Origin of the sequence: Agromyces agglutinans, assembly GCF_009647605.1 — a bacterium.
Taxonomy (GTDB): domain Bacteria; phylum Actinomycetota; class Actinomycetes; order Actinomycetales; family Microbacteriaceae; genus Agromyces; species Agromyces agglutinans.
The window spans coordinates 1-19,671 of the sequence record NZ_WJIF01000013.1; the positions used below are offsets into that span (position 1 = coordinate 1).

General features: G+C 70.0%; 21 protein-coding genes. 18 read left to right on the forward strand and 3 right to left on the reverse strand.

All coding sequences use genetic code 11. The features are described from left to right. The 4 genes from rho to GE115_RS16395 form a co-directional block, all read left to right on the forward strand. On the forward strand, positions 1-1,757 hold a 1,757-nt coding region (gene rho, locus GE115_RS16380; RefSeq protein WP_153685847.1), incomplete at its 5' end, for a transcription termination factor Rho. Positions 1,758-1,761: 4 nt separating this feature from the next. Further along, positions 1,762-2,841, forward strand: a complete 1,080-nt coding sequence (gene prfA, locus GE115_RS16385; protein ID WP_153685848.1) for a peptide chain release factor 1 — start codon at positions 1,762-1,764, stop codon at positions 2,839-2,841. A 247-nt stretch (positions 2,842-3,088) separates the two neighbouring features. After that, on the forward strand, positions 3,089-3,421 hold the full coding sequence (locus GE115_RS16390) for a PadR family transcriptional regulator (RefSeq protein WP_312855278.1): 333 nt from the start codon (positions 3,089-3,091) through the stop codon (positions 3,419-3,421). Beyond that, the gene (locus GE115_RS16395; RefSeq protein ID WP_153685849.1) at positions 3,418-4,494 is read left to right on the forward strand and encodes a permease prefix domain 1-containing protein; all 1,077 of its coding nucleotides are present in this window, start codon (positions 3,418-3,420) and stop codon (positions 4,492-4,494) included. The genes GE115_RS16390 and GE115_RS16395 overlap by 4 nt, the downstream gene beginning before the upstream one ends. A gap of 57 nt (positions 4,495-4,551) precedes the next feature. On the opposite strand, the gene epsC is transcribed toward GE115_RS16395, so the two are convergent. Together epsC and cysK are read right to left on the reverse strand one after the other, a co-directional pair. Next, the gene (gene epsC, locus GE115_RS16400; protein WP_312855279.1) at positions 4,552-5,136 is read right to left on the reverse strand and encodes a serine O-acetyltransferase EpsC; all 585 of its coding nucleotides are present in this window, start codon (positions 5,134-5,136) and stop codon (positions 4,552-4,554) included. A 4-nt stretch (positions 5,137-5,140) separates the two neighbouring features. Beyond that, positions 5,141-6,076 (reverse strand): cysteine synthase A, encoded by a 936-nt coding sequence (gene cysK, locus GE115_RS16405; protein WP_153685850.1) that lies wholly within the window; start codon positions 6,074-6,076, stop codon positions 5,141-5,143. A 93-nt stretch (positions 6,077-6,169) separates the two neighbouring features. On the opposite strand from cysK, the gene prmC reads away from it, so the two are divergent. Next, a complete protein-coding gene (prmC, locus tag GE115_RS16410; RefSeq protein ID WP_312855280.1) occupies positions 6,170-7,054 on the forward strand; it encodes a peptide chain release factor N(5)-glutamine methyltransferase in 885 nt (294 codons plus the stop codon). 43 nt (positions 7,055-7,097) lie between these two features. Here the strand turns inward: prmC and GE115_RS16415 are convergent, their stop codons facing one another. Beyond that, positions 7,098-8,072, reverse strand: coding sequence for a TetR/AcrR family transcriptional regulator (locus tag GE115_RS16415; RefSeq protein WP_312855281.1), 975 nt, complete (start codon positions 8,070-8,072; stop codon positions 7,098-7,100). A gap of 116 nt (positions 8,073-8,188) precedes the next feature. Here GE115_RS16415 and GE115_RS16420 point away from each other — a divergent pair, with 116 nt between their 5' ends. From GE115_RS16420 to GE115_RS16480, 13 genes are all read left to right on the forward strand, one after another. Beyond that, complete coding sequence (locus tag GE115_RS16420; protein WP_153685851.1) at positions 8,189-9,112, forward strand: ATP-binding cassette domain-containing protein; 924 nt, start codon at positions 8,189-8,191, stop codon at positions 9,110-9,112. A gap of 2 nt (positions 9,113-9,114) precedes the next feature. Then, entirely contained in the window at positions 9,115-9,942 is an 828-nt protein-coding gene (locus GE115_RS16425) for an ABC transporter permease (RefSeq protein WP_153685852.1), read from the forward strand. A 146-nt stretch (positions 9,943-10,088) separates the two neighbouring features. Next, a complete protein-coding gene (locus GE115_RS16430; protein ID WP_153685853.1) occupies positions 10,089-10,841 on the forward strand; it encodes an L-threonylcarbamoyladenylate synthase in 753 nt (250 codons plus the stop codon). After that, positions 10,838-12,130 carry an MraY family glycosyltransferase gene (locus GE115_RS16435; RefSeq protein WP_153685854.1) on the forward strand — a complete coding sequence of 431 codons (1,293 nt, stop codon included), beginning with the start codon at positions 10,838-10,840 and terminating at the stop codon, positions 12,128-12,130. The genes GE115_RS16430 and GE115_RS16435 overlap by 4 nt, the downstream gene beginning before the upstream one ends. After that, positions 12,127-12,600, forward strand: a complete 474-nt coding sequence (locus tag GE115_RS16440) for a Cg1360 family ATP-synthase-associated protein (protein ID WP_153685855.1) — start codon at positions 12,127-12,129, stop codon at positions 12,598-12,600. Before GE115_RS16435 ends, GE115_RS16440 begins: the two co-directional genes overlap by 4 nt. 107 nt (positions 12,601-12,707) lie before the next feature. Further along, the gene (gene atpB / locus GE115_RS16445; protein WP_153685856.1) at positions 12,708-13,571 is read left to right on the forward strand and encodes a F0F1 ATP synthase subunit A; all 864 of its coding nucleotides are present in this window, start codon (positions 12,708-12,710) and stop codon (positions 13,569-13,571) included. Positions 13,572-13,613: 42 nt separating this feature from the next. Continuing rightward, a complete protein-coding gene (gene atpE, locus GE115_RS16450; RefSeq protein WP_022888426.1) occupies positions 13,614-13,847 on the forward strand; it encodes an ATP synthase F0 subunit C in 234 nt (77 codons plus the stop codon). A gap of 28 nt (positions 13,848-13,875) precedes the next feature. After that, a complete protein-coding gene (locus tag GE115_RS16455) occupies positions 13,876-14,439 on the forward strand; it encodes a F0F1 ATP synthase subunit B (protein WP_312855282.1) in 564 nt (187 codons plus the stop codon). Between the two features lie 3 nt (positions 14,440-14,442). Next, complete coding sequence (locus GE115_RS16460; protein ID WP_153685858.1) at positions 14,443-15,234, forward strand: F0F1 ATP synthase subunit delta; 792 nt, start codon at positions 14,443-14,445, stop codon at positions 15,232-15,234. 96 nt (positions 15,235-15,330) lie between these two features. Then, positions 15,331-16,971, forward strand: a complete 1,641-nt coding sequence (gene atpA / locus GE115_RS16465; protein ID WP_153685859.1) for a F0F1 ATP synthase subunit alpha — start codon at positions 15,331-15,333, stop codon at positions 16,969-16,971. 45 nt (positions 16,972-17,016) lie between these two features. Then, complete coding sequence (locus tag GE115_RS16470) at positions 17,017-17,913, forward strand: F0F1 ATP synthase subunit gamma (RefSeq protein WP_153685860.1); 897 nt, start codon at positions 17,017-17,019, stop codon at positions 17,911-17,913. A gap of 24 nt (positions 17,914-17,937) precedes the next feature. Beyond that, positions 17,938-19,398 (forward strand): F0F1 ATP synthase subunit beta, encoded by a 1,461-nt coding sequence (gene atpD / locus GE115_RS16475; RefSeq protein WP_153685861.1) that lies wholly within the window; start codon positions 17,938-17,940, stop codon positions 19,396-19,398. A gap of 2 nt (positions 19,399-19,400) precedes the next feature. Further along, on the forward strand, positions 19,401-19,661 hold the full coding sequence (locus GE115_RS16480; RefSeq protein ID WP_153685862.1) for a F0F1 ATP synthase subunit epsilon: 261 nt from the start codon (positions 19,401-19,403) through the stop codon (positions 19,659-19,661). Positions 19,662-19,671: the final 10 nt, after the last annotated feature.

The window sequence follows — 19,671 nt, forward strand, 5'->3', positions numbered from 1 at the left end:
GCGTCTCGCTCGTGCCGGCCGACGCTGCCGCCGACCCGAACGACGAGGCTGCCCGCGAGGCGGCGCGCGCCGCCGTGCGCGAAGAGCTCGCGGCCGCGACCGGCGGCCAGGCACGCACCGAAGACGCCGCACCGGCCGACGCCGAGGGCGAGGCTCCGGCCGAGCAGCCCCGCCAGGGCCGCAGCCGCAACCGCGGTCGCCGCGGCGGCGACCGTGAGCGCAACGGCGAGCGCGCCGACGCGCCGAAGGGCGACAACGCCCCGAAGGGCGACGGCCAGAAGGGCGATGCCCCGAAGCACGACGGCCAGAAGGCCGACGGCGCACCCAAGGGCGCCGAGGTGCAGAAGGGCGAGGGCGACGCACGCCGCCAGGGCGACCGCGACGACCAGCGCGGCGACCGTGCCGACGCCGGCGACAAGGCGCAGGGCCGCCAGGGCGGTCAGCAGGGCCGTGGCGACCAGCAGGGCCGCGGCGAGCAGGGCCGTGCCGACCAGCAGGGCGACGGCGAGGGCGGTCGGCGCAGCCGATACCGCGACCGCAAGCGCCGCGGTCAGGGCACCGTCGGCGACGAGGTCGAGCCCGAGATCCTCGACGACGACGTGCTGATCCCGATCGCCGGCATCCTCGACGTCCTCGACAACTACGCCTTCGTGCGCACGAGCGGCTACCTGCCCGGCCCGAGCGACGTCTACGTCTCGCTCGGCCAGGTGAAGAAGTACCACCTGCGCAAGGGCGACGCGGTCGTCGGCGCGATCAAGCAGCCGCGCGACGGCGAGGCGAACAGCCGCCAGAAGTACAACGCGCTGGTCAAGGTCGACTCCGTGAACGGGCAGACCGGCGAAGAGGCGGCCGCGCGCGTCGACTTCCAGAAGCTCACGCCGCTGTACCCGCAGGAGCGCCTGCGCCTCGAGACCGAGCCGACCAAGCTCACGCAGCGCATCATCGACCTCGTCGCGCCCATCGGCAAGGGCCAGCGCGGGCTCATCGTCGCGCCGCCCAAGGCCGGCAAGACGATCGTGCTGCAGCAGATCGCGAACGCCATCGCGATCAACAACCCCGAGGTCCACCTCATGGTCGTGCTGGTCGACGAGCGCCCCGAAGAGGTCACCGACATGCAGCGCACCGTCAAGGGCGAGGTCATCGCCTCGACCTTCGACCGGCCGGCCGAAGACCACACCACGGTCGCCGAGCTCGCGATCGAGCGCGCCAAGCGCCTCGTCGAGCTGGGCCACGACGTCGTCGTGCTGCTCGACTCGATCACCCGCCTGGGCCGTGCGTACAACCTCGCGGCACCGGCATCCGGTCGCGTGCTCTCGGGCGGCGTCGACGCGTCGGCGCTGTACCCGCCGAAGCGCTTCTTCGGCGCCGCGCGCAACATCGAGAACGGCGGATCGCTGACCATCCTCGCGACCGCGCTCGTCGAGACCGGTTCGAAGATGGACGAGGTGATCTTCGAGGAGTTCAAGGGCACCGGCAACTCCGAGCTGCGACTCTCGCGCCAGCTGGCAGACAAGCGCATCTTCCCGGCCGTCGACGTCAACGCGTCGTCGACCCGTCGTGAAGAGATGCTGCTCTCGCCCGACGAGGTGAAGATCACGTGGAAGCTGCGTCGTGCGCTCGCCGGCCTCGAGCCGCAGCAGGCGCTCGAGGCGGTGCTCGGCCGCCTGCGCGAGTCGCAGTCGAACACCGAGTTCCTCCTGCTCATGCAGAAGTCGGCACCCGTGGGCGGCAACGGCCACGAGCCCGACCACCGCTGAGTCGATGTTCGAGTCCGTCCGGGCCCTGATCGCCGAGCACGGCGAGCTCCAGAACGAGCTCGCCGACCCGGCGCTGCACGCCGACCCCGCGCGTGCGAAGAAGGCGAACCGGCGCTACGCCGAGCTGTCGAGGATCGTCGCCGCCCACCAGGCCTGGCTGCAGGCCGGCGACGACCTCGAGGCCGCGCGCGAGCTCGCCAAGGAGGACGACGCCTTCGCCGAGGAGGTCCCGGCCCTCGAGGCGGCGCTCGCGGAGGCGCAGGAGAGGCTCCGTCGACTGCTCATCCCGCGCGACCCCGATGACGGGCGCGACGTGATCATGGAGATCAAGGGCGGCGAGGGCGGCGCCGAGAGCGCCCTCTTCGCGGCCGACCTGCTGCGCATGTACATCCAGTACGCGCAGTCCAAGGGCTGGAAGACCGAGCTCCTCGAGCGCGACGAGTCCGACCTCGGCGGCTACAAGAACGTGCAGGTCGCGATCAAGTCGAACGCGACGGACCCGTCGCAGGGCGTCTGGGCGCACCTGAAGTACGAGGGCGGCGTGCACCGCGTGCAGCGCGTGCCCGTGACCGAGACGCAGGGGCGCATCCACACGTCGACGACGGGCGTGCTCGTCTTCCCCGAGGTCGACGAGCCCGAAGAGGTCGACATCAACCAGAACGACCTCAAGATCGACGTGTACCGCTCGAGCGGGCCCGGCGGCCAGTCGGTCAACACGACCGACTCCGCCGTGCGCATCACGCACTTACCTACCGGCATCGTCGTGTCGATGCAGAACGAGAAGTCGCAGCTGCAGAACCGCGAGGCGGCGATGCGCGTCCTGCGCGCACGCCTGCTCGCACGTCAGCAGGAGGAGCTCGCGGCCGCGGCATCCGACGCACGCAAGTCGCAGATCCGCTCGATGGACCGCTCCGAGCGCATCCGCACCTACAACTTCCCCGAGAACCGCATCGCCGACCACCGCACCGGCTACAAGGCGTACAACCTCGACCAGGTGATGGACGGAGCCCTCGAGCCCGTCATCGAGTCGGCCATCCGCGCCGACGAGGAGGCCCGCCTGGCCGACCTCGGCGACCAGGCCTGACCCGTCCCTCGATCCCTCCCGCGGCCCGTCGATCGAGTCCGCGAATCAGGTGCGGAGGGGTGTCGCACCGGTGTCTACCGCATGGCGTACCGCGACACGCCGGTGCGCACTGACGGGTGACGCACGCCGCACCCCCCCCGCAGGACATCGACTCGATGTCGTCGTCGACCCAACACGCTTGACGTACTACGGTACGCGTAGTACGTTCAGGGTCGTACATATCCGCGACATCGACCGGGAGGGCACCGTGATCAGCGCCGACGCGATCCGCGGCTACGTCGATCTCATGGTGCTCTCGCTGCTGCGTGAGCGGCCGTCGTACGCGTACGAGCTCGCGCAGCAGATCCACGCCGTGACCGGTACCGAGTACACGATCAAGCAGACCACGCTCTACACGGCGGTCAAGCGCCTCGAAGGCGCGAGCCTCGTCACGTCGTACGCCGGCGCCTCGGCGTCGGGCAAGCCACGCACCTACTACCAGATCACCGCGAACGGGCTCGAGCATCTCGAGCAGAAGGTCGCCGAATGGCGTGATACGAAATCCGTCGTCGACCGGTTCATCGAAGGAGTCGAAGCATGAACGTCATCACCGCCTATCTCGAGACGATGTTCAGCGCCTACCCGCAGACCCCGCGCATGCTCGAGGCCAAGGCCGAACTGCACGCCATGATGGAGGATGCCTACACCGGCTACCTCGCCACGGGGCTGAGCGAGAACGAGGCGGTCGGCCGGGTCATCACCGAGTTCGGCAATCTGGATGAGGTCGCACCGCAACTGGGCATCTCGGCCGACATCGCACCGCGAACGTCCGCGTCCACGCCGGTGTCGTCGGCCATGTCGGGGCCCACGGCGACCCCCGTGGCGGGCCCGGCGAAGAGCCCCGTTCCGGCGCCGGTCACGCACGACGAGGCCGAGCGGTACGCCGAGGCGCGTCGCCGCACCGAGCCGCGGCTCGCGGCGGCCGTGGCGATGTTCGTCGTCTCACCGGCTCCGCTCCTCGCGCTCGTGACACTCAGCACGGGCGGAACGATCGGGCTCGGACAAGACCACGCAGTGCTGATCGGACTGGCGTGCCTGCTGGTCGTCGTCGTCGCGGCCGTGCTCATGCTCGTGCGCCGTGACCACGAGCTGGCCCGGTTCCGCAGGCTCACGGCGGGTGAGTTCACGAGGGTTCCCGGCGTCGACCGATGGGCGGACGAACTCGCTGCGGAGCTCGCGCCCAAGCGGGCGACCGCACTGCAGGTCGCCATCGGGCTCTGGATCCTCGCCGCGTCCCCGGTGCTCGCGATGAGCCTGCTCGCTGAGCCCGCGGTGACGAGCAGCTGGATCGGCGTCGCCGTCGCCGGTACGCTCATCATGGTCGCGACGGGACTCGTCGTCTTCATCTCGGCGAACTGGGCGCAGTCGGTCGCCGAGACCCTCACGAAGACCGACAGCAACGCGTACGCCGGGTACGCCGGCAATGAGCGGCGCAGCATCGTCGGCGTGATCGCCGCGTTCTACTGGCCGCTCGTGGTCGCGATCTTCCTCGCGTGGAGTTTCCTCGGCAGCGCCTGGGGCATCTCCTGGATCATCTGGCCGATCGCGGGCGTGCTGTTCGGTGCCCTCGCCTCCGGGCTGAGCGCGGTCGAGCGGTACCGCGCCGCCCAGTGAATCGTGCACGGCGCGGCGCGCCTCCGGCGCGGCCGGCGCGCCCGTGCGTCGCGCCCGTCAGATGTGCCAGTGCCAGTCGTGCACGCCGCGCGCCGAGTCGGCGGTCGCCGACGACAGGGGCCGGGGCACGGCCGGCACGCCCACGAGCAGCGAGTGCGCTGGCGCGTCGTGCGTGACGACCGCGTTCGCACCGACGGCGCTCCAAGCGCCGATCACGATATCGCCGAGCACCTTCGCGCCCGCGCCCACGGTGACGCCGTCTTCGAGCGTCGGGTGGCGCTTCGTGCCCGGGGGAGTGTTGCGCGGCGCCTTCCCTCCGAGCGTCACGCCGTGGTAGAGCATGACGTCGTCGCCGACGACGGCCGTCTCGCCGATCACGACCCCCATGCCGTGGTCGATGAAGAACCGGCGGCCGATGGTCGCGCCCGGGTGGATCTCGATGCCCGTCAGGAACCTCGTGACCTGCGAGATCAGCCGCGCCGGAAGGCGTGCCCCGGCGACCCACACGCGGTGGGCGAGCCGGTACGACCAGATCGCGTGGAGGCCCGAATACGCGAGGAAGACCTCGAGATCGCTGCGCGCGGCCGGGTCGTGGGCGCGGGCGGTCACGAGGTCTTCCTTCAGGGTTCTGAGGATCGGCACCCGATCAGTCAAGCAGACCCTCGTACAGCACCGTCGACAGGTAGCGCTCGCCGTAGCTGGCCACGATGACGACGATGGTCTTGCCCGCGTTCTCGGGGCGCTTGGCGAGTTCGACCGCCGCGTACACGGTCGCACCCGACGAGATGCCGCCGAGGATGCCCTCTTCGCGGCCGAGGCGGCGCGCCGTCGCGACGGCCTGGTCGATGTTCACGTCGATGATCTCGTCGTAGACGTCGCGGTCGAGCACGTCGGGCACGAAATTCGCGCCGATGCCCTGGATCTTGTGCGGACCGGGGGCGCCGCCGTTGAGGATGGGCGACTCGGCCGGCTCGACGCCGACGATCTTCACCTCGGGCTTGCGCTCCTTGAGCACCTGCCCGACGCCCGAGAGCGTGCCGCCCGTGCCGATGCCGGAGACGAAGATGTCGACGCCGCCGTCGGTGTCGTTCCACACCTCCTCGGCCGTGGTGCGGCGGTGGATCGCGACGTTGGCCTCGTTCTCGAACTGGCGGGCGAGGATGGCGCCCGGGGTCTCGGCGGCGATCTGCTCGGCCTTCGCGACCGCGCCCTTCATGCCCTCGGAGCCGGGCGTGAGCACGAGCTCGGCGCCGTACGCCTTCAGCAGCGACTTGCGCTCGGCCGACATGGTCTCCGGCATGGCGAGGATGACCCGGTAGCCGCGCGCTGCACCGATCGCGGCGAGCGCGATGCCGGTGTTGCCGCTGGTGCCCTCGACGATGGTGCCGCCGGGCTGCAGGTCGCCGGACGCCTCGGCGGCGTCGACGATGCCGACGCCGAGGCGGTCCTTCACGCTCGACGAGGGGTTGTAGAACTCGAGCTTGGCCAGCACGGTCGCCTCGGCGCCGTCGGTGACGCGGTTCAGGCGGACGAGCGGCGTTCCGCCGAAGGCCTGGGTGATGTTGTCGTAGACCTGTGCCATGTGCGGGGCTCCTCTTCGGGCGGGGTCGTCTGCGGGACTCGGCTCAGCCTATGGCGGCGGGCTTTCGCGGAACCGTGCGTTACATTCCATTGCGTGACTTCGCGAGCGACGGATGCCCCGGGCCCGACCCTGCGCGAGGCGCGCAACGCGGCCGTGGCCGCGCTTGCCGGAGCGGGGGTGCCCGACCCCGAGGTCGACGCCGACCTTCTGCTCGGCCACGTGCTCGGCCTCTCGCGCGGCGGGGTCGCCGCGCGGCTGGTGATCGGCGACACGCTGACGGCGACGGATGCGTCGACGCTCGACGCGCTCGTCGCCCGCCGGGCCGCGCGCGAGCCGCTGCAGCACCTCACGGGGCGTGCGCCGTTCCGGGCGCTCGAGCTCGCCGTGGGCCCGGGGGTCTTCATCCCGAGGCCCGAGACGGAGCAGGTCGCCCAGCTCGCGATCGACGCGCTGCGCGCGGACGCCGACCCGTCGCCGATCGCGGTCGACCTCGGAACGGGCAGCGGCGCCATCGCGATCGCGCTGGCCATCGAGGTGCCGCACGCCCGGGTCTGGGCGGTCGAGCGCTCGCCGGAGGCGGTGCCGTGGGCCCGGCGCAACGTCGAGGAGTCGGGAGCCGGCAATCTCGAGCTCGTCGTCGGCGACCTGGCCGAGGAGCTCCGGGAGCTCGACGGGCGCGTGGCGGTCGTGGTGTCGAATCCGCCGTACGTGCCGGCCGCCGAGCTGCCCCAGGACCCCGAGGTGCACCTCCATGACCCGGCCGTCGCGCTCTACGGGGGCGCCGACGGCCTCGACGTCGTGCGCGTCATCTCCCTGCGGGCGCTGCGCCTGCTGCGGCCGGGCGGGGTGCTCGTGATCGAGCACTTCGAGACCCAGTCGGCCGCGGTCGCCGAGCTGCTCGCCGACGACGGCTGGCGGGCGATCGCACACCACCGCGACCTGCTGGGGCGCGATCGGGCGACCACCGCCCTGCGCTGACGCCGGCCTCGCGCGGCGTCGACGCGAGCGGCTCGCGACTCGGCTACTTGCCCTGCTGCGCCTTCTGCCGGGCCTTCTCGCGGGCGTGCTTCTCGCGTTCGAGGGCATGCTTCACGGCCTCGCGCTCGCGCTTCTGCGCTTCGCGAAGGGCGCGCTCGGCCTCGCGACGGGCCTTGGCCGCTTCGCGCACCTTGGGGTCTCGGGGGAGTTCGAGCTGGGGCGGAAGGTCGGCCGGCGGGCTCGCGGGCGCACCCGACTCGACCCGGCCGACGTGGTACTCGATGCCGTCGAGGATGCGCGCGAGCCCGAACTCGAAGTCGTCGTCGGATTCGAAGTCGCCCGTGCCGGGCGGGGCGATGTAGCCGCCTGCGGCCAGCAGCGGGCTGAGGTACGGAAAGCGTTCGGGGGTGACGAGTTCGACGAGCGCCGCGAAGGAGTTCTCGCCGGTGATGTCCGCCCGGTCGGGTGCCGCCGCCGCGGCCCCGAGGTCGCGTTCCTGGGCGCTGGTGGCGCGTACGTAGCTCGTCGCCAGCAGCAGCGCCGACATCTTCTCGCCGTCGGAGAGCGGGAGGTCGCGCACCTCGCGCAGGAACCAGTCGACGATCACGAGGCTGTTCGGGGTGATCGGCGCGCCCGAGATCGGGATGTCGACGAGCCAGGGGTGCGCGCGGTGATTGGCGCGGATCGCGAGCACCCACGCGGTGACGCCTTCGCGCCAGCCGTGCTCGTGGGTCTCGTCGGGCACGGGCACCTCGCTGGCGCTCTCCTGCATGAGCAGGATCAGGTCGTCCTTGCTCGTGACGTAGCGGTAGAGCGACATGGTCGTGAAGCCGAGGGATGCGGCGACGCGGCTCATCGAGACGGCGCCGAGCCCCTCGGCGTCGGCGATCTCGGTCGCGGCGTCGACGATGCGCTCGATCGAGAGCTCCCGCTTGGGCCCGCGTTGCGGATTCGCGGCCACGCCCCACGCGAGGGCGACGGCGCGGGGCAGTTCGGGGTCGGCTCGCTCGTCGCTCACTGGGGCTCCGCTTCTCGAATGGTGTTGACGACAGTCTAGAACTGTGTATTACTTAAACCACAGTGCATCACCTAAACAGTATGCCAGTTACGCAGACGATACGAATGGAGTGGGCCATGACGACGGCCATCGAAGTACACGGGCTCGGCAAGCGGTTCGGCAGGCAGGCGGTCCTCGACGGACTCGACCTCGCCGTCGCCGAAGGCTCCGTCTTCGCGCTGCTGGGGCCCAACGGCGCCGGCAAGACGACCACCATCAACATCCTCACCACGCTCGTCCGGCCCGACTCGGGCACGGCCCGGGTCGCCGGCTACGACGTGACGGCGGAGCCCGACGCCGTGCGCGCCCGCATCAGCCTCACCGGCCAGCAGGCCGCGGTCGACGAGGTGCTCAGCGGCCGCGAGAACCTGCTGATGCTCGGCCGGCTGTCGGGCCTCGACGCGAAGGGCGCGCGGGCCCGCGCCGGCGAGCTGCTCGAGCGGTTCGACCTCGTCGATGCCGCCAAGCGTCCGGTGAAGACCTACTCGGGCGGCATGCGCCGCAGGCTCGACCTCGCGCTCAGCCTGGTCGTGCCGACCCCCGTCCTCTTCCTCGACGAGCCGACCACGGGCCTCGACACGCGCAGCCGGCTCGAGCTCTGGGCCGTGATCGCCGAGATCGCCGCCGCGGGGGCCACTGTCTTCCTCACCACGCAGTACCTCGAGGAGGCCGACCGCCTGGCCGACCGCATCGCCGTCCTCGACGGCGGGCGCCTCGTCGCCGAGGGAACCGCGGCCGAGCTCAAGGCCCGCATCGGCGGCGACGTCGTCGAGCTGCGCGGTCCCGACGACGAGGTGCTCGCCGAGCTGCCGACCGACGGCACCGTCCACGGCCTGCGCGCCGCCGTCGACGAGCTCGACCGGCACGCGGCATCCGCCGCGCCGGGCGCCCACGTCATCGTGCGCCGACCCAGCCTCGACGACGTCTTCCTCGCCATCACCGCGGCCGGCCACGGCCGCGACCGCAACCCCGCCACCGACCTCATCGCATCGAAGGGCTGATCATGACCGTCATCACCGCCGCCGGCCCCGCCGCCCCGGTCCGTTCCGACGAGCTCCGGCCGAGGCCCCGCCTCGGCGCGCTCACCGCCGAGGCCGTGTTCATCCGCCGCAGCCTCACCCACTCGCTGCGCGACGGCGAGGCGCTGCTCATGGCGATCATGCTGCCCGTCATGCTGATGCTGCTGTTCACGTTCGTGTTCGGCGGCGCGCTCGACCCGTCGGGCGGTTACGTCGACTACGTCGTGCCCGGGATCATCCTGCTGTGCGCGGGGTTCGGCGCGAGCTCGACCGCCCTCTACGTCGCGCGCGACATGTCGAGCGGCGTGATCGACCGGTTCCGCACGATGCCGCTGCACGCGGGCGCCGTGCTCACGGGGCACGTCGTCGCGAGCGTCGTCCGCAACCTCCTCGCGACCGCCGTCGTCATCGGCGTCGCGGTGCTCGTGGGCTTCCGCCCGACGGCCGACCTCGCGGGATGGCTCGGCGCGATCGGCATGATCGCCCTCTACATCCTCGCGATCACGTGGCTGTTCGCGGCGATCGGCCTCGCAGCGGGCAGCCCCGACGCCGCGAGCGGCTACGGCTTCATCCTGCTGTTCCTGCCGTACCTCTCGAGCGCATTCGTGCCGGTCGAGACGCTGCCCGAGTGGCTGCAGTGGATCGCCGAGAACCAGCCGGTCACCCCGGTCATCGAGACGATCCGCAGCTTCCTGATGGGCACGCCGATGGAGGATTCCGGATGGTGGGCACTCGGCTGGTGCCTCGCGATCATCGCGTTCGCGGCCTGGTGGGGCGCGTGGCTCTTCCGCCGCAAGGCCGGCCGCCGCTAGTCCGGCGCACTCGAACCGCGACGATCGAGCGGATGCCTCGCCACGGGGCATCCGCTCGATCACGTCGGCGGCGCCGTCGCGGCCGGCCGCCGGCGAACGGATGCCTCCCGGAACCGGCAAGGGCCGGGGTCTAGAATCGACCGGTCATGACTGCGATCTACGACTGCTCGGTTGACGCCGACCTCCTCACGGGCATGCGCCTCGCGCGCGGTGCCATCGGCCGCGGCGAGCTCGTCGTGCTGCCGACCGACACCGTCTACGGGCTGGCCGCCGACGCGTTCGCGCCGGCCGCCGTGCAGCGGCTGCTCGACGCGAAGGGCCGTGGCCGCACGTCGCCGCCGCCCGTGCTCATTCCGGGCGTGCCGACCCTCGACGGGCTCGCGCGCGACGTGCCCGACACCGTGCGGGCGCTCGTCGGCGAGTTCTGGCCCGGCGGGCTCACGGTCGTGCTGCACGCGCATCCGTCGCTGCAATGGGATCTCGGCGAGACCCGCGGCACTGTCGCCCTGCGGATGCCCGACCACCGCATCGCGCTCGAGCTGTTGAGCGAGACCGGCCCGCTCGCGGTCTCGTCGGCGAATCTCTCGGGCCGGCCCGCCGCGACGACCGCGCAGGGCGCGGCCGAGATGCTCGGCGACTCGGTCGCCGTCTACCTCGACGGCGGCTCCGCCGGCACGGCGTACGAGGCCGTGGGGGAGCGCCCCGGCGATCTCTCGTCGACCATCGTCGACGCCACCGGCGACCACCTCCGCATCGTGCGCGCGGGCGTGATCACGCGCGAGCAGCTGGTCGAGGTCGTCGGCGAGGCCGCGTTGCGCGCCCCGGCGACCGACGAGACGGCGGCCGGCGAGACGGTTGCCGACGCGGCGGATGCCTCGGCAGGGGCATCCGACTCATGACCCTCTTCGTCGCGCTCGCGCTGCTGGCGGCCTTCGTCTCCTTCGTCTGCTCGATCGTCGTCTGGAAGCTGGGCCTTCGGTTCAAGCTGTACCCGCAGATCCGCGACCGCGACGTGCACACGCGGCCCACGCCGCGCCTCGGCGGCATCGCGATCTTCATCGGCATCCTCGCTGCGTTCGGTGCGGCGTGGCTCGTCTCGACGCTCTCGCAGACGCGCTTCGCGATCGTCTCGATCATCTTCGAGAACCCCGCGCAGGTGCTCGCGATCCTGGGTGCCGCGCTCATGATCGTGCTCCTCGGCGTCGCCGACGACCTGTGGGATCTCGACTGGATGACCAAGCTCGCCGGGCAGTTCATCGCCGCAGGGCTCGTCGCGTGGCAGGGCGTCTCGATCGTGTCGCTGCCGATCGGCGGCATCTCGGTCGGCTCCTCGTGGATGAGCGCCGTCGTCACCGTCTTCGCGATCGTGCTCGTGATGAACGCGGTGAACTTCATCGACGGGCTCGACGGGCTCGTCACGGGCGTCGCCCTCATCGCCAACGGCGTGTTCTTCCTGTACACGTACCTGCTGGTGCAGCAGACCTCGCCGTTCAACTACTTCAACCTGGCCTCGCTGATCGCCGTCGTGCTGGTGGGCGCCCTCGCGGGGTTCCTCCCGATCAACTGGCATCCGGCGAAGATGTTCATGGGCGACGCGGGCGCCCTGCTCGTGGGCCTCCTGATGGCGACCTCGGCGATCGCGGTCACGGGGCAGATCAACCCGGCGGCCGTCGGCATCGAAGACCTCTTCGCCGCCTTCATCCCGATCATCCTGCCGTTCGCGGTGCTGGTGATCCCGCTGCTCGACTTCGGGCTCGCCGTCGTGCGCCGCCTGCGGGCGGGCAAGTCGCCGTTCTCGGCCGACCGCAAGCACCTGCATCACCGCCTGCTCGACATGGGCCACTCGCACCTGCACGCGGTGCTGATCTTCTACGGGTGGACCGCCGTCGTGAGCATCGGATGCCTCCTGACGTATGTGCTGCCCGTGTACCTCGGCACCAGTGCCCGCTGGGCGCTCGCGTTCATCGGCGTCGGATTCGTCGTGTGCGCGGTCGTCACCCTCGCGCCGCTCGGGCGGCGCAAGCGGATCACCGTCGCGGCCGAGGAGGCGCCCGTCGAGGGCGGCGAGGCCGCGCACCTCGCCGGCGCCGACGAGCTGGCCGCGGCCGACGAGCACCTCGTCGAGCCCGCAGGCGATGCCGAGGCCGCGCCGGTACAATCTCCGCGACCCCCGAACGGAGCCCGATGACCCACGCGCCCGGCGCCAGCCGCACCCCCACCTCGAACCCCGTCCTCAGGCGGGCGCTCACCTGGGGCGGCATCCTGGCCGCCGTGATCCTCGTCGTGTCGGCCGTGCTCGGCTTCGTCTTCGCCGGCGTCGACGGGCTCGTGAGCGCCCTCGTCGGCACCGTGATGGCCGTCGTGTTCATGGGCATCACGGCGGCGAGCATCCTGCTCGCCAACCGCTTCTCGGGCAGCGACGTGTTCGTCGGCGCGTTCTTCGGGATCGTGCTCGGCGGCTGGCTCCTGAAGTTCGTGATCTTCATCGTGCTCGTCCTCGTGCTGCGGGACGCGCCGTGGCTGAACGGCACCGTGCTCTTCCTCAGCATCGTCGCGGGCGTCATCGCGTCGCTCGTCGTCGACGTGCTCGTCGTGGCCCGTTCGCGGCTTCCGTACGCGAGCGACGTCGACCTGCCGAAGCCTCCCGTGGAGGAGTGAAGCGGAGGACTTCCGGTGAATTCGTCCAGCCGTAGAAGTCTTGCTAGAGTGATGGGCGATCCCCCTACGGTTTTCGCCCGTTCCGGCGTGTGCGAAACCGTGTTCCGATGTTCGACGTCGCGAGAGCCGAGCTCCACGCCCCGAAACAGGAGATAGCGCTGCTAGCTACCGCTGCGAACCTGCTGGTTCCGACTGCAACCGATGATGGTGAATTCCACGGGCCGTCGATCGACGAATTCTTCCCTGGAGCGCTGCTCTTCGAAGGCACCCCGTTCGAGATCGACCGCATCATGCTGGTCCGTTTCGTCGCGGTCGCCGCCCTCCTCCTGGTGTTCTGGCTCGGCACGCGCCGCATGCGCGTCGTGCCCGGCCGCTTCCAGAGCCTCGTCGAGATGGGCCTCGACGTCGTCCGCGTGAACATCGCCGACGACCTGCTCGGCAAGAAGGACGGCAAGCGGTTCCTGCCGATCCTCACCACCATCTTCTTCATGGTGCTGTTCATGAACATCACGGGCATCATCCCGTTCCTGAACATCGCCGGCACCTCGGTCATCGGCGTGCCCCTCGTGCTCGCGATCGTCTCGTACGTGACGTTCATCTACGCGGGCGTCAAGAAGAGCCCCAAGAACTTCTTCAAGAACTCCCTGTTCCCGTCGGGCGTTCCGTGGCCGGTGTACATCATCGTCACGCCGATCGAGCTGATCTCGACCTTCATCATCCGCCCGGTCACGCTGACCCTGCGACTCATGATGAACATGATCGTCGGTCACCTCCTGCTCGTGCTCTTCTTCGCGGCGACGCAGTTCTTCTTCTTCACGGCGGGCGGCTGGTACACGCTCTTCGGTGTCGGCACGCTGGCCTTCGGCTTCGTGTTCACGCTGTTCGAGATCCTCGTGGCCGTCCTCCAGGCCTACGTCTTCGCCCTCCTCACCGCGGTCTACATCCAGCTCGCGGTCGCAGAAGAGCACTGAGCCGGGCACCCGCCCGAACATCCCTAGGAAAGGAAACCCAACGTGGACGCAACCACCGTTCTCGCTGAGATCAACGGCAACATCGCGACGGTCGGCTACGGCCTCGCGGCGATCGGCCCGGCCATCGGCGTCGGCATCGTCGTCGGCAAGACGATCGAGGGCGTCGCTCGCCAGCCCGAGCTGGCCGGCCGACTGCAGGTCCTGATGTGGATCGGTATCGCCTTCACCGAGGCGCTCGCCTTCATCGGCATCGCGACGTACTTCATCTTCGTCTGATCTGACCGCCCCAACCCAGGAGGCCAACGTGCTTCATGCAGTTCTGAGCGCTGCGACCGAAGGTGGCGAGACCCGCAGCCCGGTGATCCCCGAGTGGTACGACATCATCTGGTCGTCCGTCTGCTTCGTGATCATCCTCGTCTTCTTCTGGAAGTTCGTGCTTCCGCGCGTGCAGAAGATGCTCGACGAGCGTGCCGAGGCCATCGAGGGCAACATCGCGAAGGCCGACGAGGCGCAGCGCAAGGCGGAGGCGGCACTCGAGGAGTACACCGCCCAGCTCGCCGACGCGCGGGCCGAGGCCGGTCGCATCCGCGAGACCGCCCGCGAGGACGGCAAGAAGATCGTCGCCGAGGCGAAGGATCAGGCCGTCACCGAGGCCGCCCGCGTCACCGCGAGCGCCCAGGCGCAGATCGACGCCGAGCGCCAGTCGGCGCTCGTGTCGCTGCGCTCCGAGGTCGGCACGATCGCGATCGACCTCGCCTCCGGCGTGGTCGGCGAGACGCTCTCCGACGACCAGAGGGCGAAGGCGGTCGTCGACCGCTTCCTCGCCGAACTCGAGGCCGAGCAGGCCTCCACCGGAGGGACGAAGTAATCCATGGGTAGCGCAACGAGGGAGGCCCTCGCCGGCACCCGCGCCGCGCTCGCCGGCGTCGGCGGCGGCGGCCTCCAGGCCGCCGACGAGCTGCTCGCCGCAGCCCGGGTGATCGGTCGGTCCTCGCAGCTGCGTTCGGCGCTGCTCGACTCCGAGGCCGATGAGGCCCAGAAGCGGGCACTCGTCGAGGCGGTCTTCGGCGGCCGCATCGGCGCCGAAGCGCGTGCCGTGCTGCTCAGCGCGGCATCCGCCCGCTGGTCGAGCCAGGGCGACTTCCTCGCCGGGCTCGAAGACCTCGGCTTCCGCCTCGCCGCGGCCGCCGCGGGCACCGCGGAGCTCGACGCCGAGCTGTTCTCCTTCGACCGCACGGTCGCGGGCGACGCCGAACTCGAGCTCGCGCTCGGGTCCAAGCTCGGCGCGCCCGAGGCGAAGGAACGACTCGTCGAGCGCCTGCTCGGCGGCTCGGCCTCGCCCGCGACCGTCGTGATCGTGCGGCACCTGGTGCTGCAGCCGCGCGGGCGTCGCATCGGCGAGATGCTCAAGCACGCGGCGACCGTGGTCGCCGACGAGCGCGGCTACGACGTGGCGACCGTGACCTCGGCCGTCCCGCTCACCGCCGACCAGCTCGAGCGGCTCGGCCGGAACCTCGCCGCCACCGGCGGCCGGGGCATCCGTTTCGACACCATCGTCGACCCCACCGTCCTCGGCGGGGTCCGCGTGCAGATCGGCGACGACGTCATCGACGGCAGCGTCGCCAGCCGTCTCAGCTCGCTGAGGCAGAAGCTTGCCGGCTGACGCCGGACGACATCGACCGGCGTCCTGCGCCGTGACACACCAGTAGCTGTACAAGCGGTACAGGACAGGGCCTGGCCCTCAGAAAAGGAAATGGCAATGGCAGAACTCTCCATCAGCCCCGACGAGATCCGTTCGGCTCTCTCGGAGTTCGCCCGGGACTACGAGCCGGGTGCGGCCCAGAAGACCGAGGTCGGGTACGTCACCGACGCCGGTGACGGCATCGCCCACGTCGAGGGCCTGCCCTCGGTGATGGCGAACGAGCTCGTGCGCTTCGCAGACGGAACGCTCGGCCTCGCCCAGAACCTCGAAGAGGACCAGATCGGCGTCGTCGTGCTCGGCGAGTTCACCGGCATCGAAGAGGGCATGGAGGTCACCCGCACGGGCGAGGTCCTCTCCGTGCCCGTCGGCGAGGGCTACCTCGGCCGCGTCGTCGACCCGCTGGGCAACCCGATCGACGGCCTCGGCGAGATCACCGGCATCGAGGGCCGCCGCGCCCTCGAACTGCAGGCGCCCGGCGTCATGCAGCGCAAGTCGGTGCACGAGCCGCTCCAGACCGGCATCAAGGCGATCGACGCGATGATCCCCGTCGGCCGCGGCCAGCGCCAGCTCATCATCGGCGACCGCCAGACCGGCAAGACCGCGATCGCGATCGACACGATCATCAACCAGAAGGCGAACTGGGAGAGCGGCGACCCCTCGAAGCAGGTGCGCTGCATCTACGTCGCGATCGGCCAGAAGGGCTCGACCATCGCGGGCGTCAAGGGCGCGCTCGAAGAGGCCGGCGCGATGGAGTACACCACCATCGTCGCCGCTCCGGCCTCCGACCCCGCGGGCTTCAAGTACCTCGCGCCGTACACCGGCTCGGCCATCGGCCAGCACTGGATGTACGACTCGAAGCACGTCCTGATCATCTTCGACGACCTGACGAAGCAGGCCGAGGCCTACCGTGCCGTCTCGCTGCTGCTGCGCCGTCCGCCGGGACGCGAGGCGTACCCCGGTGACGTCTTCTACCTGCACTCGCGCCTCCTGGAGCGTTGCGCGAAGCTGAGCGACGAGCTCGGCGCGGGCTCGATGACCGGCCTGCCGATCATCGAGACCAAGGCGAACGACGTCTCGGCCTACATCCCGACCAACGTGATCTCGATCACCGACGGCCAGATCTTCCTCCAGTCCGACCTGTTCAACGCCAACCAGCGTCCCGCGGTCGACGTCGGCATCTCGGTCTCCCGAGTCGGCGGCGACGCGCAGGTCAAGTCGATCAAGAAGGTCTCCGGCACGCTCAAGCTCGAGCTCGCCCAGTACCGCTCGCTCGAGGCGTTCGCGATGTTCGCGTCCGACCTCGACGCGGCCAGCCGCCGCCAGCTCGCTCGTGGCGCGCGCCTGACCGAGCTGCTCAAGCAGCCGCAGTACTCCCCGTACCCCGTCGAGGAGCAGGTCGTCTCGATCTGGGCCGGCACCAACGGCAAGCTCGACGAGGTCCCCGTCGAAGACATTCTGCGCTTCGAACGCGAACTCCTCGACTACCTCGGCCGCAACACCTCGGTGCTGACCGACCTCCGCGAGACCAACGTGCTCTCCGATGAGACGGTGGCGACGCTCGAGTCCTCGGTCGACCAGTTCAAGCTCGAGTTCCAGACGGGCGAGGGCAAGCCGCTCGCCTCGGTCGGCTCCGAGCAGTTCGAGGCGATCGCCGAAGAGGACGTCAACCAGGAGAAGATCGTCAAGGGTCGCCGCTAGGCGATCCCGACGAGCTGACCTCGGACGCAGGGATACAGGAGAGACATGGGATCGCAACTTCGGGTCTACCGGCAGAAGATCAAGACTGCCCAGACGACGAAGAAGATCACGAAGGCGATGGAGCTCATCGCGGCCTCGCGCATCCAGAAGGCGCAGGCCCGCGTGGCATCCACGACGCCCTACTCGCGCGCGATCACCCGTGCCGTCTCGGCCGTGGCGACGTACTCGAACGTGGAGCACGTGCTGACGACCGAGCCCGAGAAGATCGAGCGCGCGGCCGTCGTGATCCTCACCTCGGACCGCGGCCTGGCGGGCGCGTTCAACTCGCAGGTGCTGCGCGAGGCGGAGGAGCTCAGCGAGCTGCTCCGCTCGCAGGGCAAGGAGGTCGTGTACTTCCTCGTCGGTCGCAAGGCGGTCGGGTACTTCCAGTTCCGCCGGCGCGGCTTCGAGCGCCAGTGGGTCGGCAGCAGCGAATCGCCCGAGTTCGATCTCGCGCAGGAGGTCGCCGAGGCCGTGCTCGAGGCGTTCCTGCGCGACGCGGCCGACGGCGGTGTCGACGAGATCCACGTCGTCTACAACCGGTTCGTGAGCATGATGACGCAGACCCCCGAGGTCGTGCGCCTGCTGCCGCTCGAGGTCGTCGAGGGCGTGGAGGAGCCGGACGCCACCGTCCAGCCGCTCTACGAGTTCGAGCCCGATGTCGAGACGGTGCTCGATGCGCTGCTCCCGGTGTACATCGAGAGCCGCATCTTCAACGCCCTGCTGCAGTCGGCCGCCGCGAAGCACGCCGCGACGCAGAAGGCGATGAAGGCGGCCTCCGACAACGCCGACAAGCTCATCACCGACTACACCCGCCTCGCGAACAACGCGCGCCAGGCCGAGATCACACAGCAGATCTCCGAGATCGTGGGCGGCGCCGACGCGCTCGTCGCCGCAAAGTAGTACTCCAGGAAAAGGGAAAGCAGAATGACTGACACCGCAACCGCGCCGGTCGCCCCGTCGACCGCCGGCACCGTCGGCCGCATCGCTCGCGTGACGGGCCCCGTTGTCGACATCGAGTTCCCGCACGACTCGATCCCCGAAATCTACAACGCGCTCAAGACCGAGATCACCCTCGGCGACGAGACCATGGTCCTGACGCTCGAGGTCGCCCAGCACCTCGGCGACGACCTGGTCCGGGCGATCGCGCTGAAGCCGACCGACGGCCTCGTCCGCGGCCAGGAGGTCACCGACACCGGCGAGGCGATCTCCGTCCCCGTCGGCGACGTCACCAAGGGCAAGGTCTTCAACGTGATCGGCGAGGTGCTGAACCTCGAGCCGGGCGAGACCATCGAGGTCACCGAGCGCTGGCCCATCCACCGCAAGCCCCCGGCCTTCGACCAGCTCGAGTCGAAGACCCAGCTCTTCGAGACCGGCATCAAGTCGATCGACCTCCTCACGCCCTACGTGCAGGGTGGAAAGATCGGCCTCTTCGGCGGTGCGGGCGTCGGCAAGACCGTCCTCATTCAGGAGATGATCCAGCGCGTTGCGCAGGACCACGGCGGTGTGTCGGTGTTCGCCGGCGTCGGCGAGCGTACGCGTGAGGGCAACGACCTCATCCACGAGATGGAGGAGGCGGGCGTCTTCGACAAGACCGCCCTCGTGTTCGGCCAGATGGACGAGCCGCCCGGGACGCGTCTTCGCGTCGCCCTCTCGGCGCTGACCATGGCCGAGTACTTCCGCGACGTGCAGAAGCAGGACGTGCTGCTATTCATCGACAACATCTTCCGCTTCACGCAGGCGGGCTCCGAGGTGTCGACGCTGCTCGGCCGCATGCCTTCCGCGGTGGGCTACCAGCCGAACCTCGCCGACGAGATGGGCATCCTGCAGGAGCGCATCACCTCGACGCGCGGCCACTCGATCACCTCGCTGCAGGCGATCTACGTGCCGGCCGACGACTACACCGACCCGGCGCCGGCTACGACCTTCGCGCACCTCGACGCGACGACCGAGCTCTCGCGTGAGATCGCCTCGAAGGGTCTCTACCCCGCGATCGACCCGCTGACCTCGACCAGCCGCATCATGGACCCCCGCTACCTGGGCGAGGACCACTACCGCGTCGCGACCACGGTCAAGCAGATCCTCCAGAAGAACAAGGAGCTGCAGGAGATCATCGCGATCCTCGGTGTCGACGAGCTCTCCGAGGAAGACAAGATCACCGTCTCGCGCGCACGTCGCATCCAGCAGTTCCTGTCGCAGAACACCTACATGGCGAAGAAGTTCACGGGTGTCGAGGGTTCGACCGTCCCGCTGAAGGAGACCATCGAGTCGTTCGACGCGATCGCCCGCGGTGACTTCGACCACGTCGCCGAGCAGGCCTTCTTCAACGTCGGCCCGATCTCGGACGTCGAGGAGAACTGGGCGCGGATCCAGAAGGAGAACGGCTGAGCATGGCCGCCCTCAACGTGAGCGTCGTCTCGGCCGACCGCGAGGTCTGGTCGGGCGAGGCGTCCATGGTGGTCGCGCGCACCGTCGAAGGCGAGATCGGCATCCTGCCGGGTCACGAGCCGATGCTCGCGATCCTCGCCGGCGGCGAGGTGCGCGTCACGCTGCCCGGCGGCGAGAAGATCGCCGCCTCGGCCGAAGACGGCTTCCTCTCCGTGCAGTCCGACGTCGTGCAGGTCGTGGCCTCGCGCGCCGCCCTCTCCTGAGAGGGTCCGG